General features: G+C 73.2%; 14 protein-coding genes. 5 read left to right on the top strand and 9 right to left on the bottom strand.

Annotated features, from left to right (window positions below):
* Window positions 1-271: 271 nt before the first annotated feature.
* Entirely contained in the window at window positions 272-871 is a 600-nt protein-coding gene (locus ACZ79I_RS36945) for an Rv1733c family protein (protein ID WP_471503703.1), read from the bottom strand.
* A gap of 236 nt (window positions 872-1,107) precedes the next feature.
* Here ACZ79I_RS36945 and ACZ79I_RS36940 point away from each other — a divergent pair, with 236 nt between their 5' ends.
* Window positions 1,108-2,250: a WD40/YVTN/BNR-like repeat-containing protein gene (locus tag ACZ79I_RS36940; protein ID WP_471503701.1), complete on the top strand. Its 1,143-nt coding sequence runs from the start codon at window positions 1,108-1,110 to the stop codon at window positions 2,248-2,250.
* A 238-nt stretch (window positions 2,251-2,488) separates the two neighbouring features.
* Here the strand turns inward: ACZ79I_RS36940 and ACZ79I_RS36935 are convergent, their stop codons facing one another.
* From ACZ79I_RS36935 to ACZ79I_RS36915, 5 genes are all read right to left on the bottom strand, one after another.
* Window positions 2,489-4,711, bottom strand: coding sequence for a TIGR03767 family metallophosphoesterase (locus ACZ79I_RS36935; RefSeq protein WP_471503700.1), 2,223 nt, complete (start codon window positions 4,709-4,711; stop codon window positions 2,489-2,491).
* A gap of 284 nt (window positions 4,712-4,995) precedes the next feature.
* Window positions 4,996-6,585 (bottom strand): FAD-dependent oxidoreductase, encoded by a 1,590-nt coding sequence (locus ACZ79I_RS36930; RefSeq protein ID WP_471503698.1) that lies wholly within the window; start codon window positions 6,583-6,585, stop codon window positions 4,996-4,998.
* Window positions 6,582-7,229: a DUF5987 family protein gene (locus ACZ79I_RS36925; protein WP_471503696.1), complete on the bottom strand. Its 648-nt coding sequence runs from the start codon at window positions 7,227-7,229 to the stop codon at window positions 6,582-6,584. Before ACZ79I_RS36925 ends, ACZ79I_RS36930 begins: the two co-directional genes overlap by 4 nt.
* A gap of 6 nt (window positions 7,230-7,235) precedes the next feature.
* The gene (locus tag ACZ79I_RS36920) at window positions 7,236-7,832 is read right to left on the bottom strand and encodes a hypothetical protein (RefSeq protein WP_471503694.1); all 597 of its coding nucleotides are present in this window, start codon (window positions 7,830-7,832) and stop codon (window positions 7,236-7,238) included.
* A 483-nt stretch (window positions 7,833-8,315) separates the two neighbouring features.
* Window positions 8,316-8,993: a uracil-DNA glycosylase gene (locus tag ACZ79I_RS36915; protein WP_471503693.1), complete on the bottom strand. Its 678-nt coding sequence runs from the start codon at window positions 8,991-8,993 to the stop codon at window positions 8,316-8,318.
* A 273-nt stretch (window positions 8,994-9,266) separates the two neighbouring features.
* Between ACZ79I_RS36915 and ACZ79I_RS36910 the strand changes: the two genes are divergently transcribed.
* Window positions 9,267-10,298 (top strand): N-acetylglucosamine kinase, encoded by a 1,032-nt coding sequence (locus ACZ79I_RS36910; RefSeq protein ID WP_471503691.1) that lies wholly within the window; start codon window positions 9,267-9,269, stop codon window positions 10,296-10,298.
* Window positions 10,299-10,465: 167 nt separating this feature from the next.
* The gene (locus tag ACZ79I_RS36905) at window positions 10,466-11,389 is read left to right on the top strand and encodes a sirohydrochlorin chelatase (RefSeq protein WP_471503689.1); all 924 of its coding nucleotides are present in this window, start codon (window positions 10,466-10,468) and stop codon (window positions 11,387-11,389) included.
* Between the two features lie 158 nt (window positions 11,390-11,547).
* Here the strand turns inward: ACZ79I_RS36905 and ACZ79I_RS36900 are convergent, their stop codons facing one another.
* Window positions 11,548-12,576 (bottom strand): lactonase family protein, encoded by a 1,029-nt coding sequence (locus ACZ79I_RS36900; protein ID WP_471503687.1) that lies wholly within the window; start codon window positions 12,574-12,576, stop codon window positions 11,548-11,550.
* Window positions 12,577-12,638: 62 nt separating this feature from the next.
* On the bottom strand, window positions 12,639-14,126 hold the full coding sequence (locus ACZ79I_RS36895) for an FUSC family protein (protein WP_471503685.1): 1,488 nt from the start codon (window positions 14,124-14,126) through the stop codon (window positions 12,639-12,641).
* 233 nt (window positions 14,127-14,359) lie between these two features.
* On the opposite strand from ACZ79I_RS36895, the gene ACZ79I_RS36890 reads away from it, so the two are divergent.
* Both ACZ79I_RS36890 and ACZ79I_RS36885 read left to right on the top strand, forming a co-directional pair.
* Window positions 14,360-14,836: an Lrp/AsnC family transcriptional regulator gene (locus tag ACZ79I_RS36890; protein ID WP_471503683.1), complete on the top strand. Its 477-nt coding sequence runs from the start codon at window positions 14,360-14,362 to the stop codon at window positions 14,834-14,836.
* Window positions 14,837-14,908: 72 nt separating this feature from the next.
* On the top strand, window positions 14,909-15,607 hold the full coding sequence (locus tag ACZ79I_RS36885; RefSeq protein ID WP_471503681.1) for an HAD family hydrolase: 699 nt from the start codon (window positions 14,909-14,911) through the stop codon (window positions 15,605-15,607).
* 27 nt (window positions 15,608-15,634) lie between these two features.
* Here ACZ79I_RS36885 and ACZ79I_RS36880 read toward each other — a convergent pair whose 3' ends face one another.
* On the bottom strand, window positions 15,635-16,567 hold the full coding sequence (locus tag ACZ79I_RS36880) for an NADP-dependent oxidoreductase (RefSeq protein WP_471503679.1): 933 nt from the start codon (window positions 16,565-16,567) through the stop codon (window positions 15,635-15,637).
* Window positions 16,568-16,570: the final 3 nt, after the last annotated feature.

The following is a 16,570-nucleotide window of genomic DNA, read 5'->3' as shown; positions in this document are numbered from 1 at the left end:
GTCGGCCGTCGATCCCGTGCCGTCGGCCGCAAGCCGGTGCCGTCGCCCGTCGATTGTGCCTTCGGTCGCACGCCGCTGCCTTCGGCGGCCGGTGCCTTCGGCCGCACGCCGGTGCCGTTGCCTGTCGATCCGGTGCCGTCGGCCGCACGCCGGTGCCGTTGCCTGTCGATCCGGTGCCGTCGGCCGCACGCCGGTGCCGTCGGCGGCCGGTGCCCGGCCGGGTGTCCGGAAGCCCGTCGTTCCCGCTGGGCGAGCGGCCCGCACGACCGCGTCAGCCCGTCTTGTGCCCCCACGTCGGCCCGAACCGCGCCCATGCCTCGTCCCACTGCGCCATGCGGCGCCGCTCCAGCCGGCCGCGAACGATCCGCCCGCCCGCGAAGGGGACCGCCGCCACGCCCACTCCCACCAGCACGCCGACCGCGGCCGCGCGCGTCCGGGCCTCGGACGCGGTCGCGGGCCGTGACACCAGAAACCCGTCACGGTCGGTCCACACGGTGACGGCCGTGCCCGTCGGGCTGCCGGCGGCGACGCGGGCCAGGCCGGAGTGGGGCGAGCCGTCCGTTCCGGTCCAGCGCACCTTCGCCCACACCCGTGCCGGACGGGGCACCGTCGCGGCGGCCGCCCGCGGCGCGTCCTGGCTGAGCAGGGCCACCACCGGGCGCCACTCGGCCCGCTCCCGGGCCATGCCGCGCTCCACCGCGTGGGTCGCCGCCAGTCCCGTCAGCACGCCGCCGACCACGATCAGGACCCAGACCGCGAGCACGAGCCACGCCTCCAGCACATCGCTGCGGCGCCGCAGCGGATTGCGCCGCCACCGCCACAGCCACACCGCGGGGCCGCGGAACGCCGTCACCGATGCCGGCCGTCTCATCGATGCCATCCTCCTCACGCGGGCACACGCCCGGCCGCCCTCCCATACGCGTGCCGGCGGGCCCGTGCTCACGTGATGTCCGTCAACCGGCCGGATCCCCGTGCGTCCGGGTCCGGGCGCACGGGGATCCGGCCCACCGGCCCGGCCCGCCGGCCCGGCCCGCCGCGGCATCTCCCTCCAGCTCGCGGCAACACGGCGCCGACCTGCACGGAAACCGCACACGGAGGTGACTGTCAGTGCCGGGGTGCAGACTGGCCCATGTCTGGAACAACGGCGTTTCGGAGGTGGTCGGCATGGCCGACGTACTGCTCACCGTAGGTACTCGCAAGGGACTGTTCATCGCACGACGACGGGGCGGCGCCTGGGAGTTCGACGACGGTCCGTGCTTCAACGCGCAAGCCGTCTACTCGGTCGCCATCGACACCCGGGGCGGCACCCCGCGTCTGCTGGCCGGAGGGGACAGCTCGCACTGGGGACCGTCCGTCTTCCACTCCGACGACCTGGGCCGCACCTGGACCGAGCCGGCGCAGCCCGCCGTCCGGTTCCCCAAGGACACGGGCGCTTCGCTGGAGCGCGTATGGCAGTTGCACCCGGCCGCCGCCGAGCCGGACGTGGTGTACGCGGGCACGGAACCGGCCGCGCTCTACCGCTCCGAGGACCGGGGCGAGAGCTTCGAGCTCGTCCGCCCCCTGTGGGAGCATCCGACGCGCGGCAAATGGGTGCCGGGCGGCGGGGGCGAAGGTCTGCACACCGTACTCACCGACAAGCGGGATCCGAAGGCGGTGACGGTCGCTGTGTCGACGGCCGGGGTGTTCCGGACCCAGGACGGGGGTGCCAGCTGGGAGCCGTCCAACTCCGGTGTCTCCGCGGTGTTCCTGCCCGACCCGAACCCGGAGTTCGGCCAGTGCGTGCACAAGATCGCCCGGGACGCGGCGAACCCGGACCGGCTGTATCTGCAGAACCACTGGGGGGTGTACCGAAGCGACGACGCGGGCGCCCACTGGACGGACATCGGTGAGGGGCTGCCGTCGACGTTCGGGTTCGCCGTGGCCGCCCATCCGCACCGCGGGGACACGGCGTACGTCTTCCCGATCACCGCGGACTCGGACCGTGTCCCGGCCGACCGCCGGTGCCGCGTCTTCCGCACGACGGACGCGGGCGCGACGTGGGAGGCGCTCACGGCGGGCCTGCCGCGCGAGGACCACTACGGCACGGTGCTGCGCGACGCCCTGTGCACGGACGACGCGGACCCCGCGGGCGTGTACTTCGGCAACCGCAACGGCGAGGTGTACGCGTCGGCGGACGACGGCGACAGCTGGCGGCAACTCGCCTCCCATCTGCCGGACGTGCTGTGCGTACGAGCGGCGGTGATCGGCTGAGGCGACGCCTGACCGTGAACAGCTCCGCACCGGCAGCACTCAGTGACGCCCCTGGCACCACGACCGCTGCATGAGATCGTCGAACCCGGCTGGGCCTGGAGATCGCCACGGGGCGCACCTGCCATCCGCCGACGGTACCGCGCCGTTCCCGGTCAGCCGCCCGCGCAGTGCCGCGTTCCCGCCCCGCGGCACCAGCGGGTCGGCGTCGGCCGGTCGGCAGTCCCGTGGGCGGTCCGCGTCACAGCGCGGTCAGCGTCTGCCAGGTCGTGGACGCGACGACCCCGTCGGCCGGCAGGCTGTGTGCGGACTGGAAGGACCGCACCGCGCTGTCGGTGGCCGGACCGAAGGAGCCGTCCACGCTCAGCGCGGCCCCGTGGGCGTTGAGCTGGCGCTGCAACGCCGTCACCGCGGGCCCGCTGCTGCCCTGCTGCATCACGACGGCGAGGGCCCGCCAGGTCGCGGGTCCGACGATCCCGTCGGCGGACAGACCGCGGCTGGACTGGAAGGACCGCACCGCGCTGTCGGTGGCCGGACCGAAGGAGCCGTCCACGCTCAGCGCGGCCCCCCGGGCGCTGAGCAGGTATTGCGCGGTCCTGACCCGCTCACCGCTCGCCCCCTGCTGAACCACCGGCCAGCCGGCGCTCGGAAGCGGCGTGCCGCGTCCGGCGGGCAGGGAAAAGGGAGCGGGGAGGAGCAGTTGTGTGTTGCGGGCGTCTGCTGTTCCACGGCGCTTGCCGATACCGGCCGCCACCGCCTGGAGGTCGTTGGCCGCCAGTTCGCGTCCCAACGAGGCGAGTGCGGCGGGGGTGCTGGTGTCCCCGTTGCACGACAGCGGTGCGTCGGAGTCGACCATGGTCGTGAAGATCGACAGGATGCCATCGCCTTCGGCGATCTCGAAGATCCGGCTCTGGATGGGCCAGTCGATGTGCGAGGCCGTGTTCACCTCCCAGAAGCCGTTGCCGATGGCGGACGGCCAGGAAGCCTTGTGGGCCCAGATGTTGTTGGTGTGCGTGTGGCCGTCGACCATGAGTATCACGTTGGGGAAGCGCAGCAGCAGGTTGCGGAGTTCCGTGCCGCCGTACGGGGACCCGCTGTCCGTGTTGTCCATGGAGCCGAGCGTGTGATGGCAGCAGATGACGATGAATTTGTCGGTCACCCCGGGCTGGTTGACGACCGTCCTGGCCCGGCTGCCGTCGGAGTCGTCCAGTTCGTAGCGTGAGCTGTTGGCCTGGAGCTGGGCGTTCAGCCAGTTCCACTGGTCCTGGTCGATGGCGCCGTTGGCGCCGCCGCTGGTGTTGGTCGTGTCCAGCACCAGGAACTGGAACATGTCGTTCGGTCCCGAGGGGATCGCATAGTAGGCCCGGTCGCTGCCGGATGTGAACCCGTGCCCGCGCGGGGCACCGGTGGTGTCGAAGTGCTCGGCGATGAAGTCGCTCCGCGTGAGCAGCCGCCGGGACGGGTCCTTTGTCACGTGGGCGGTCTGGAGGGTGAACTCGCCTGTCAGGATGTCCTTCAGCAGGTTCAGGTAGTACGTCGTGGTGTTGTCGAAGACGTCCGGGAGTCCCTCGATCTCCGTCAGTTTGGTGGAGCCCGTGGCGATGCTCTTGAGCGGGTCGAAGGGGAGAACGTCGATCGGGACGTTGCCTTGGACGAGCGCATCGTGGTTGCCGTAGGCGGCGTACCAGGGCATGCCCAGCCCGGTCGCCGTGAACGGTCTGCGGGCGCCCTTCAGCAGACCGCTCACGATCGGAAAGCCGTGGAGTGCGTTGTTGTCGGGCGGAGTCTGCTGTGCTTCCGGATGCCAGTAGTGGGTGTCCGTCCCGAACCGGCCGCTCGCCACGCTCTCGTCCGTGGTGAGGTCACCGGAGTCCGGGTGCACCGTGTTGCCGTCGAGCAGGTCGATGTACCACCGCGACTCGTTGTACTGGCAGTTGTCGACCGCGTCGCCCGTGACGACGGTGAAGGCCAGCGGTGTGCCGGTCCGCGGACTCCGGAGGACCTGCCGGACGGCTCGGCACATCGCGTCGGTCGTCTGTGTCGAAAGGAATTCGTGCGCGCGGTACGCCGATTCGGTCGGGTACGAGTTGTAGTGCGGGGGTCCGTAGTCGGCGAGCCGGTCGAGGCACTCGACGCGCAGCGGGGACTGGTCGTCGACGATGTGCAGGTCGGACATCTGGGCGAAGGCGATCAGCGACCGGGTGACCTGCGGCGTGGTGGTGAGGGCGAAGTCGTTGCGGATGAGGTGCGGTTCGCCGGGGCCGGCGGCCACACCGTGGTACCCCATGCCCAGGTCGGGGCCGATCTGCACCGTCTGGTCCAGAGTGGTGAGCCCGAACGCCGCACCGGTGCCGAGCGGCGGCGATGCGGCACTGGCCACGGCGCGCAGGCTTCCGACGTCGATGGCCGCGGCCACCACGGCCACTCCGGCAGCCGTCAGGAGCCTGCGACGGGAGATTGCCATGTCGATCCCTTCGGTGATGGGCTTCATATGCCGCGAAGTCGTGGTTCGCACGTCCCGCACCCCGTTGTCCGGGGTGGGGTCCCGGCAGGGGCCCGTGACGGGACGGTCGTGCGGGAGACGGACACCCGCGCAGGTGCCGGCCCCGCCGCTGAGCGGCGGGGCGGCATCTGCGTTCAGGCGGAAGAGCGGACGGATCGGGTGCTGCCGGGTCTTTCGCAGCCCTTTCACCGCCCGGCGAAGGGGTGAGTGGCCCGCTGCTGGTCCCGCTGCCGGCCACGGCCCCGTCAGCGGCCGGGCAGCGGGATGTCGCGGCGGAGCGCGACCCCGGCGTCGGCGGCGCGGGTGGCGATCGTGGCGACGGCGCGTTCGGCCAGGGCCGCGATGGTCAGTGAGGGGTTGACGGTGAGGGAGGTGGGGACGGCGGCGCCGTCGGTGACGAACAGCCCGCTGTGGCCGCGTAGTTCGTGGCCGTCGGTGAGCGCACTGGTGGCGGGATCGTCGCCGATCCGCGCCGAGCCGAGCGGATGGGCCGTGACGGTGCCGGACACGTCCTCGCTCCACGGGCGGACCCGGGAGAGGCCGTCCTTCTCCAGGATGTCCCGCAGGGCGGTGTCGGCCCGGTCCCAGGCCCGGCGGGTACGGGAGGTGGGCTGGTAGGTCATCGTGCCCAGTCCGAGCCCGGGCGCCAGCCGGGTGAAGCTGCCGGTGAGCGGGACGGCCCCGAAGGTGCCTTCGTTGTCGTCCTCGGTCATGGCCAGCAGGGTGAGCCAGGAGCGCCACCGGGCCCGCATGTTCCGCTTCTCGATGCCGAACCAGGCGGGTGACCCGGCGCTCTGGGCCAGCACGTTGGTCAGCGGGGGGAAGTAGATCTGCTGGAGGGTGAAGCGGCTGTACTCCGGGGCGGTCGGGTCCAGGTGGTCGTAGGTGGCGGCGGTGATGGGCCGGCCCACGGGCAGCCCCTGGTAGGCGGAACCGTCGGGACGTGACAGGCCCAGCAGGGAGCGCGCCTTGTCCTCGACGATGTCGGCGACGCTGACGCGGTCGCCGTTGCCGGAGAAGTAGCGCCCCACGGCGGCCGGGATGCCCCCGAGGAGGGGAGCGGAGCGCTGGAGGATCACGGGCGTGCCCACGGCGCCGGCGGCGAGGACGACGACCTTGGCGTGGATGACGCCGGCCTGCGCGGTGCAGCTGTAGTCGTCGGGATCCAGGACGGTGTAGCCGACGGCGTAGCGATGGCCGGACAGCGGCGACGGGGTGATGGTCTGCACCTCGTGCAGCGGGCGGATGTCCGCGCCATGGGCCTCCGCCGCCGGCAGATAGTTGAGCAGCAGGGAGCGTTTGGCGTCGAAGCGGCAGCCGGAGAGCATCCAGTTGCAGTTGGTGCAGGCGGTGGTGTCGACCGCCACCGGCACGGGATTGCAGGTGTGTCCGGCCCGCCGGCAGGCGGCGGCCAGGACCCCGCCCGCATAGGACACGTCCGGCCAGTCGGTCCGAGTGACCGGCAGCGCCTCCTCGACCCGGTCGTACCAGGGGTCGAGGGCGGCCCGGGTCAGGGCGGCCGGCCACAGCCGGCGGCCGAGGTTGCCCTGGCGCTCGAAGACGAAGGACGGTGCGCGCAGTGAGGCGGCGAAGTAGACGACGCTCCCGCCGCCGACGCAGTTGCCGGCGACCACCGCGACTCCGTCGCCGCGGATCACGTCCACGATCTTGTTGTACGTGCCCAGGCGCATCGAATGCGTGAAGTCGGCGGCGGCCGCACGGGGGCCCCGCTCCAGAACGGTGACGCGGGCTCCGCCCGCCGCGAGGTAGTAGGCCGGGATCGCGCCGCCGAAGCCGCTGCCGATCACCAGGACGTCCGTGGTCTGCGCCGTCATGCCGGGCTCCCGGAAGCGGTCGTGTTCGGATGGAGTTCCGCGAGCGGGCGGCCGTAGGAGAAGTCGGGGAAACGCCAGAGGCCGTCCGGGTCCGGCCCGGGGAAACGAAGCCACGTCAGTCCGGGATGGCCCTGGCCGAGGGCCTCGACGGTGTCCTGCTGTCCGGCGGTGTCGAACGCCAGCCCCACCAGCAGACTCATCACCTGCCATATCGGCCGGTCCGGGTCGTCTGGGTCGAACAGGCCGCCGACCAGGGCGGTGCGGTCGGAGAAGGACAGGCCCACGAAAGGCGGGTGCGTCGGTGACAGCCAGATCAGCCGGAGTGCGGCGTAGGCGACGGCGCGGGCGTCCAGCAGCGCCGCGATCGCCGGCAGCAGCGGCGCCACCGGCAGTTCGGGCGACTCGAGGAGGGCGACGACACCGGCCTGCACCGCACCGGGGCCGGTGACCGCCCCGGCGACCACCACGTCACCGGAAAAGCGGCGCTCGCCCGGGATCAGGGTGTCGGCGAACGCCTCGAGGGTCTGCGTCGTCCAGCTCTCGGATGCGGCGGCGGCCGCGGGTGTGTCCAAACCACCGGCGGACACTCCTGCGAGCGTGGCGACCAGTGCCTTGAGGATGGATCTGCGGTCGGGTCCGGTCATGGTGACTCACCCGGCCAGTGCGCAGCGCAGGTCGTACGGCAGGGACACGGTCAGTCCGGTCTCGCCCGCGGCCTGACCGTAGTCGCTCAGCGCGCGGGCGACGTCGGGGAAGACCGGTTCGAGGGCGGCGACCGCGTCCCCGATGCCCACGGTGTGTCCGTCGATGCGGAAGTTGGTCAGGCGGGCTCCGGCCCGGCTCGCGGACTTGTCCCACCAGTACTGACCGTCCCACGCCACCCACGGCGTCGCACCGTGGGTGGACTGCACGCTCCAGTGGTCCTTCTGGTAGTAGTGGCAGGTCAGCATGGCGATGGCGAACCGGGAGGGTTCGGCCACCAGGAACCGCAGGGCCCCTCCGTCGTCGACGGTGATGTCCCGCTTGCTGTACTCCACGCACAGCGGGTCGGTGAACATCAGCCACAACGGCGGCTGCTCCCCCTCCCCGAACTCGTGCCAGGTGCAGCCGGCGGCGAAACCCGGTTCGGCGAACGGGCCCGCGGACGCGTCGGCGGCCCCTGCGGAGCGGATCGGCTCCCGGACCGGGCTCTCGCGGACGACCGGCTTCGACGGGGCCGCAACGGCGGTGCTGCTCGAGAGCAGCACCGCCGACGCTCCCAGAACCAGCGCGCAGCCGGCCGCGGAGACACGAAGACGCAAGGGAAACACGGGACCTCCCGTAAGCGGAGCAGGGCGAACGTCACACAGGACTGACTGCCGCCGCAGCGCGCTGGGCGGGCGACCGGCGTACCGAGGATGGGGCACACCTACCGATCAGTACAAGAGGTGGCTCAGTGACTGAGCCACTGAGCCGGTAAAAAAATCCGCCGTCAGCTGCGCCGCGCTGCACGGGGATTGGGCTCCCGACCGGACATGTCACCAGAATGACCGCCGAAGCGCCGATGCCGCGGGTGTCGACTGAGGACGTCAGGCAACTGGCTCGTGGCACACACCTCGGCGCCAAGCCCGGCGGCTCGGCAGGGTGGGCGCAGCTGACGTGCGCCCACCGGCCGTGGGTGCAGGCGGTGATCACACCTGCCGGTACTCAGCCGAGGAGGCGAGGAGGCCCGGACGCGGCGGAGGCCGTCGCTACGGCAGGCGCCAGTCCACCGGCTGCGCCCCCTGCCGGGTCAGCAGGTCGTTGGCCCGGCTGAACGGACGCGAACCGAAGAAACCGCGGTCCGCCGACATCGGCGACGGATGGGCGGACTCGATCGCCGGGAGATCCCCGAGCAACGGCCGCAGATTGCGCGCGTCACGCCCCCACAGGATGGACACCAGCGGCTTGCCGCGCGCCGCCAGCGCCCGGATGGCCTGCTCGGTGACCTCCTCCCAGCCCTTGCCCCGGTGCGCCCCCGGCTTGCGCGGGGCCGTGGTCAGCGCCCTGTTGAGCAGCAGCACGCCCTGCTGCGTCCATGGCGTCAGATCGCCGTTGGACGGCCTGGGCAGCCCCAGGTCGGAGTGCATCTCCCGGAAGATGTTCTCCAGACTGCCCGGCAGCGAACGCACCTCGGGCGCCACCGCGAAACTCAGCCCGATGGCCATCCCGGGGGTGGGGTAGGGATCCTGACCGACGATCAGGACGCGGACGTCGTCGAAGGGCTGCTGGAAGGCCCGCAGGACATTCGCTCCGGAGGGAAGGTAGGTCCGGCCGGCCGCTATCTCGGCCCGGAGGAAGTCCCCCATCGCAGCGATACGTTCGGCCGCGGGTTCAAGAGCCTTCGCCCAGCCTGCTTCGACAAGTTCATGCAAGGGTCGTGGTGCCACAGCGCGTCACCCTACTGGCACACACCGGGGTCCCGCACAACGCAGCAGGCCCCGCGCACGGACGCCGCCCTCGGCGCTACTCTTCCTCCTCATCGAGGTCATCGGGCCGGTCCAGCCGGTCCAGCGGATCGCGCAGTCGGCCACCGGGAGGGAGGGGAGCCTGTTGCGTCCAGTGATCAAGCCAGTCCGCCAGGGTCACCTGGGGCTGCCCCAGCCCTCGAACGGCGACCTGCTGATCCGGCAGGGGCCACAGCCGGTGGACCGGCGACTGCCGTGAGGCGACCGGGCCTCGTGGACGGCCCGGCGGCGGGGGCGTCGGGGCGGGTGCCGGAGGCCGTCCTCGCCGTGGACTCCGGAGGTTCCGGGCTGCGGGTCGTGCTCGCTCCGCGCGGTGGTCCGGCCTCGGCCGCGACGTCCCCGGCCCTGTCCGGGGAACCGGTCCGCACGGGTGACGGCGGCATCGACGCCGGCCATCTGCTGGCGCAACTGCTGCCGATGGCACGGCGGTTGCTGGGCGACGCCGGTGATCCCCGGCTGTGTGCGGTCGCGATCGGGGCGGCCGGACTCGCCTCACTGGGCGACCGCCTGCGAGCGGAGCTTCCTTTGGCGCTGGCCCGTGAGTTCGGCGTGCGCAGGGTGGCGCTGGCCGCGGATGCCGTCACCGCCTACACGGGCGCGCTCGGCGCGCGTCCCGGAGCGGTGATCGCCGCGGGCACCGGTCTGATCGCGCTCGGCACGGACCTCAGGAGCTGGCGCCGGGCGGACGGCTGGGGCCATCTGCTGGGCGACTGCGGGGGCGGCGCGTGGATCGGCCGGGCGGGACTGGAGGCGGCGCTGCGCGCCCGCGACGGACGGCCCGGCGGTTCGGATCGCCTGCTGGGGCGGGCGGAGGCGGTGTTCGGGCCGGTCGCCGGGCTGCCCGGGAAGGTCTACCCGCGCGCCGACCGGCCCGCGGTGCTCGCCTCGTTCGCTCCGGAGGTGGCCGGCTGCGCGGCCGAGGACCCGGTCGCGGCCGGAATCCTGCGCGCGGCGGCCCGGAACATGGCCGAGTCCGCGGCCGCCGTGTGCCCCGCCGCGGGTGAGCCCCTGGTCGCCTGCACGGGCGGCCTGTTCAGGATGGGAGAGGTGCTCGTGGCGCCGCTGCGCGAGGAGTTGGCGCGATGCCTGCCGCACGCCCGGACGGCCCCCGCGGAGGGCGACCCTCTGCACGGCGCCGTACGCATCGCGCTCGCACTCGCGAACGACACGCTCGAACTCCCGCGCGACGGACATCTGCTGTGCGTGATGCCCGAAAAGGGCGAGTGACCCCCCTTGCCGGGAGAGAGGTGTTGCTCCCGGTGCACGACAGAAAGGTCAGACCGTACCGATCACATCTCATCGGCACGTAACTCATCAGACAAAACAGGACGGATACCGCTCACCCGCACCCTCACCGAACAAGGGAGCCCAGAAAGCCAGTAGCATGCGGCGCCATGAGCTCCCCCACTGGGCCCGCATCCGGCCTGCCAGTACGAATGCCGCGACCCCGCCAGCCCGGCCGGCACCGCCGCCCGGAACCCGTGGCGGCTCCCGAGGGCGCGCCCGCGCTCGTCCTCGCGGTGCCGGGCACGCCCAGCACCGCCACGCGCAGCCTCGCCGAGGAGGTCGTGAGCATCGCTCGTTCCGAGCTGCCCGGCCTCGACGCCCGGATCGGCTACCTGGACGGGGACGGCTCCGAGTTCCCCTCCCTTCAGTCCGTTCTCACCAAGGCGGCCGAGGAGCGCACCGAGCGCTACGAACAGGCCGTCGCCGCCGGCGTGGAGACGAAGGAGCCCGAGGGCCCCGTCGCCGTCGTGGTGCCGCTGCTGGCCGGTCCGGACAGCGCGCTGCTGCGCCGGATCCGCCAGGCCGTCATGGACAGCCGTGTCGCGGCCGATCTGACCGATGCGCTCGGCCCGCACCCGCTGCTCGCCGAGGCCCTGCACGTGCGCCTGTCCGAGGCCGGTCTGGCCCGCGCCGACCGTGCCCGGCTGTTCACCGTGGCAACGGCCGCGGACGGCATCATCCTCGCCTCGGTGGGCGGCGAGGAGGCCGTGCAGGCGGCCGGGATCACGGGCATGCTGCTGGCCGCGCGGCTCGCCGTGCCGGTGATGGCGGCGGCGCTGGACCAGGAGGGCTCGATCACGGACGTCGCGGAGCAACTGCGCTCCTCGGGCTCCCAGCAACTGGCGCTCGCGCCCTACCTGATCGGCCCGGAACTCGACGCGGAACTGCTGGCCGCGGCGGCCAAGGAGGCGGGCTGCGACGCGGCCGAGCCCCTCGGCCCCTACCCCGCGATCGGCAAGCTGGCGCTCGCCAAGTACACGACGGCGCTGGGCATCGCCCCGCAGCAGCCGCAGAGCACGCCGACCCGCTGAGCTGCTGAGCCGCCGACCCGCTGAGCCGCACGAGGACTGCCGAGGGCTGCCGTACGCCCAAGGGCCCGCTCCGACGGAGCGGGCCCTCGCCTTCCCGGGCCGGGGTGTGGAGGCGGTCGCCGGTGCGGTGCGGCAGGAGCCGTCCCCCGGTGTCCGGTTCAGCCGAGGACGACACAGGAAGCCGCCGGCGCCCGGACCGATCCGCCCCGCCGCGGCACCCCGGTCCCGGGGTCCACGGCGAACCAGGTCACATCGCCCGAGCGTTCGTTTGCGACGTACAGGAAGCCGTCCGAGAAGGTGATCGCGCGCGGCCAGGCGCCTCCGCACGGCACCGTGGTGACCGGCTTCAGCGTGTCGCCCTCGACCGCGAGCAGGGACAGCACGTCCGCGCCGCGCGTGGCGGTCCACACGAAGCGCCCGTCGGGCGAGACGGCGATCCCCGAGGGATAGGCGTCGCCCGCAGGCGGGTCCGGCAGCACGGGCGTCTCGGCGACCGGCTCCAGGGCGCCGCTGCCGGCGTCCCAGCGGCAGACGGTGACGGTCGGGGTCAGTTCGTTGAGGACGTAGGCGCGGTCCCCGTCCGGGTGGAAGGCCAGGTGGCGCGGCCCGGCGCCGGGACGCAGCGCGATCTCGCGGTGCAGCCGCAACGCACCGCCCTCCAGCACGCACACGAGGACCGAGTCCGTGCCCAGGTCGACTCCGACGACCCACCGCCCGCTCGGGTCGGGCTGCACCTGATGGGTGTGCGGTCCCTGCTGGCGCTGCGGGACCGGCCCCGACCCGCGGTGCCGGAGCACGGCGGAGGGAGCGTCCGCCACGGTGCCGTCGCCCCGCAGCGGGACGGCGGTGATGCTGCCGGAGCCGTAGTTGGCGGTCAGGACGTGGCCGGCGTGCACGCTCAGGTGCGTGGGCCCGCTGCCGCCGACGGGGACGGGCGCACCGGCGAGTTCGGGTGTGCCGCCGCCGAGGCGGTACGCGGCGAGCGCGCCGTCCGCCGTCTCGCTGACCGCGTACAGCATGTCCCCGGACACCGCGAGGTAGGACGGATCGGGTACGCCGTCCGCGGCGCCGAGGACGGTGAGCGCGCCGCTGCCGGGGTCCACGTCCGCCGCGAGGACACCGTGCCCTCCCGCCGCCGTGAACGATCCGATGTATGCCCGCCGCTGCCGCCCGCTGCCGTCCGCCACTGCCGTCCCCTCTCGCCGACGCATGCCGGGACGACGGTAGCGCAGGTCTAGACCAAAAGAGGTCAGGCTCGGGCCGGCACCGCGGCGCACAGAGGTGCGGCCAGGGCGACCAGCGCCCGTTCGAGGCCGTGGAGATGGGTGAGGGCCCGCTCGGCGCCGGGGTGGTGCGCCGGGGCACTCACCGGGGCCGTGAGGACGCGTTCGGGCACCGCCCCGAGCAGGGTCTCCACCGCGGCCTCGAGGCGCCGGCACGCGGCCGTGAGACGGGCGTCGTGCGATGCCTCCGGGTCGGCGGCGACGGCGGCCAGCCCGCGGGTCTCCCGGGCGCACACGTCCAGCAGCGCGAGGATGCTGCGGGCCCGCGCCTTGCGGGCCCGCAGCGGACTGAGCGGATGCACCAGCGGCGCGAGGGCCTGCCCCACCCGCGTCAGAAGCGCGTCGAGCTCCGCCGCCCGGGACGCCGGGTCCGCCTCCGCGTCGCCCGCCAGCCGCCGTGTCGAGGCGGCGGTGCAGTCGTGCACCGCCTGCACGGCCCGGCGCACCCACTGGTCGGTGACCGCGTGCGTGGTGATCGGCAGGACGAAGGCGACGGCGAGCACGGCCGCGAGTGCCCCGACGCCCGTCTCCGCGAGGCGCAGACCGAGCAGGCCCGGGCGCAGGACGCCCAGGAGGCCGTACAGCAGGCCCGCCAGGACGGTGACGAAGAAGATCATCCAGCTGTAGGAGGGCGCCGCCGTGTAGAAGACGCCGAACACGCAGACGGCGGCGAGCGCCGCCGTGGGCACCGGGGCCCCGTGCAGCGGGACGGCGATCAGGAGTCCGGCGGCGATGCCGGTCACCGTGCCGAGAACGCGCCGGAAGCCGCGTACGAGGGTCTCGCCGCGGGAGGCCGTGTTCACGAAGATCCACCAGACGGTGCCGACGGCCCAGTACCAGCGCTCCTGCGACAGCAGCTGGCCCGCCGCGACCGCCACGGCACAGGCGGCGGTCGCCTGGAGGGCCTGGCGGGTGGCCGGCCGCGCGAGCCCCTTCCCGTCGAGCGGGGCGGGCGCGGCGGGCGGGGGCGTACGGCGCTCGACGCACCACACGCCGAACCGCACGGCCGACGCGGCGGCCAGTGACAGCACCACGGCCGCGGACAGCTCCGGGAGCAGACCGGGGGCGGCGTGCAGGAACTGCGCGGTGAAGAAGCCCATGAACGCGAAGATGCCGAGTGCGTTGCCCCGCGGCCCCCAGCGACGGGCGTGGACACCCGCGAAGACCACCGCGAGCCAGACCGTGTCCCGCACCACGGGCACGTCGTGCAGCCAGGTCGCGAACGCCAGGACGGGCAGGCCGGCGACGGGCAGCAGCACGGTGGTGACCGCCTGGCCCCGCACGGTCGGGTCGGCGACCGTGAACAGCGCGAGGAGCGCGGCGAGCCCTCCGGCGACGGCGGCGGCCAGGGACAGCCCCGCCGCCTCGCACACGGTGACGGCCAGGCCGATGCCGAGCACAGCGCGCAGCGCGACCCGCAGCCGCAACAGCCCCGGATCCGGAGCCCTGAACATCTTCTTCACCGTCGGCAGTCCGCTCCCGCTTCACGTCGTCATCACCACGCCAGGACATGGGAATGGCGCCGCGGGCACGGATTCCGGCTTCTTCACCGGTCCTGCGCTACGCGGCGCCATCAATGGACACAAGGAAAGCATCTCGGAGGCAGTGGCTCAACCGACGCATATTCGACTGAGCCATTGGTACAGTCGAAGACGATCCGTCAGTACGCACGGGAGGCCAACGGACCATGGCCGTCGACGAACTCGACACCCGCATCCTGCGGCTGCTGCTCCAGGAACCGCGGACCAGTGTGCGCGAGTACGCGCGCATCCTCGGCATCGCCCGCGGCACGCTGCAGGCCCGGCTGGACCGTCTGGAGCGCGACGGTGTGATCACCGGCACGGGCCCTTCGCTGTCCCCCGCCGCGCTGGGGCACCCCGTCCTCGCGTTCGTGCACATCGAGGTCACGCAGGGGCACCTGGACGACGTCGGCGACGCCCTCGCGGCCGTGCCGGAGATCGTGGAGGCGTTCTCGATCACCGGGGGCGGCGATCTGATGACCCGGGTCGTGGCCCGGGACAACGCCCACCTCGAGGACGTCATCCAGACGCTGATCAGCCTGCCCGGGGTCGTCCGCACCCGGACCGAGGTGGCCCTGCGTGAGCGTGTGCCGTACCGGCTGCTGCCGCTGGTGGAGTCGATCGGCCGCGCGGCCGCGAACTGACCGCACCGGTGCCGCCGGACCGGGCGAGCCGCCGGGGCAGGGCCCGCCACCCCCCTTGGCATCCTTGACCTCATGAGCATCCTCGGCGCCACCGCGGTCATCTTCGATCTCGACGGAACCCTCGTGGACAGCGAGCCCAACTACTTCGAGGCGGGGCGGCAGCTCCTCGCCGAGCACGGCATCACGGGCTTCACCTGGGCGGAGCACCAGCGCTACGTGGGCATCAGCACGCGGGAGACGCTCGAACTGTGGAAGGAGCGCTACCGCATCGAGGCCTCGCTGGAGGAGTTGCTCGCCGGGACGAACCGCCGCTACCTGGATCTGGCCCGCGCCTCCACCCCGGTCTACCCGGAGATGCGGAAGTTCGTGGAACTGCTGGCCGGAGAGGGGGTCCCGATGGCGGTGGCCTCGGGCTCGTCGCCGGAGGCCATCGAGGCGATCCTGGCGGGTACGGGGCTCGCGTCCTGGTTCGCGGCGGCGGTCTCGGCGGACGAGGTCGCGCACGGCAAGCCGGCACCGGACGTCTTCCTGGAGGCCGCCCGGCGCCTCGGTGCGCCCTTCGCCCACTGTGTGGTGCTGGAGGACGCGGCGCCGGGCGCCGCCGCCGCACACGCTGCCGGGATGAGGTGCATCGCGATCCCGTACGTGGCCGCACAGGCCGGCGATCCGGCGTTCGCGACCGCGGACCTGCTGCTGCGCGGCGGGCAGGAGGAGTTCACGGCGCGCGCGGCCTACGCGTGGCTGGTGGACTCGGCTGCCGCGTCGTCGTAGGCGCCGGGCCTGCGTGCGGCCCGGCGGTCACGACACCTCGATCACGATCTTCCCGCGCCGGTGCCTCTCCTCCAGGGCCGCGTACGCCTCCGCGGCCCGCTCCAGCGGTACCACGCGGTCCACGCGCGGGACCAGCCTGCCCTCGGCGACCAGCCGGGACAGCTCCTCCAGGCCGGCCCGGTCGGGCTCGACGACGAAGAACACGCCCCCCTCCTTCGAGGGGTCCGGCGGGGACACGATGCTCACCAGGACACCGCCGGGGCGCAGCACCCGCCAGGAGCGCTCCTGGGTGTCCCCGCCCACCGTGTCGAGGACCAGGTCGACGTCCTTGACGTGGTCCTCGAAGCGCTGCAGGCGGTAGTCGACCACCTGATCGGCCCCCAGGGCACGGACGAAGTCGGCGCCCTCCGCGGTGGCGGTCGCGATGACCGAGGCGCCCAGCGCCACCGCGATCTGGACCGCGAGGGAACCGACACCACCCGAGCCGCCGTGCACCAGCACCCGGGAACCCGGCCGCAGACCACCGTGCCGGACCAGGCCCTGCCACGCCGTCAGCCCGGCGAGCGGCAGCGCCGCCGCGTGGTCGTGGTCGAGCCGCGGGGGCTTGGCGGCGAGCACGGCCGCGGGAACGGCGGTGAACTCGGCGGCCGCCCCGTCCCGGGTGAACGGGATCAGCCCGTACACCTCGTCGCCCACGGCCCAGTCCGTCACCCCGGGACCCGCCTCGGCCACGGCCCCGGACACCTCCTTGGAGGGGATGACCGGCACACGGGGGTTTCCGCTGCCGTCCAAGCGATCGGTCCAGGTCGCATCCCAGTCCAGCTCACCCAGGGTGATCGAGGCGGAACGGACGGCGACCAGCACCTCGCCCGCGCCCGGCACCGGGCGCGGGGCGACCTCGTAGGTCAGCTGTTCCGGGCCGCCGCGCCGGTGTCCTCGTACCGCGTGCATGGTGTTCATCTC

It is taken from the genome of Streptomyces sp. PSU-S4-23 (assembly GCF_055632315.1).
Note: the sequence above shows the minus strand (reverse complement) of the source record. Positions and strands in the feature narration are given on the sequence as shown.

Coding starts and splice junctions, on each gene's coding strand:
- ACZ79I_RS36945 (WP_471503703.1), bottom strand. CDS start 871: ATGAGACGGCCGGCATCGGTGACGGCGTTCCGCGGCCCCGCGGTGTGG.
- ACZ79I_RS36935 (WP_471503700.1), bottom strand. CDS start 4,711: ATGGCAATCTCCCGTCGCAGGCTCCTGACGGCTGCCGGAGTGGCCGTG.
- ACZ79I_RS36930 (WP_471503698.1), bottom strand. CDS start 6,585: ATGACGGCGCAGACCACGGACGTCCTGGTGATCGGCAGCGGCTTCGGC.
- ACZ79I_RS36925 (WP_471503696.1), bottom strand. CDS start 7,229: ATGACCGGACCCGACCGCAGATCCATCCTCAAGGCACTGGTCGCCACG.
- ACZ79I_RS36905 (WP_471503689.1), top strand. CDS start 10,466: ATGAGCTCCCCCACTGGGCCCGCATCCGGCCTGCCAGTACGAATGCCG.
- ACZ79I_RS36895 (WP_471503685.1), bottom strand. CDS start 14,126: ATGTTCAGGGCTCCGGATCCGGGGCTGTTGCGGCTGCGGGTCGCGCTG.
- ACZ79I_RS36890 (WP_471503683.1), top strand. CDS start 14,360: ATGGCCGTCGACGAACTCGACACCCGCATCCTGCGGCTGCTGCTCCAG.
- ACZ79I_RS36885 (WP_471503681.1), top strand. CDS start 14,909: ATGAGCATCCTCGGCGCCACCGCGGTCATCTTCGATCTCGACGGAACC.
- ACZ79I_RS36880 (WP_471503679.1), bottom strand. CDS start 16,567: ATGAACACCATGCACGCGGTACGAGGACACCGGCGCGGCGGCCCGGAA.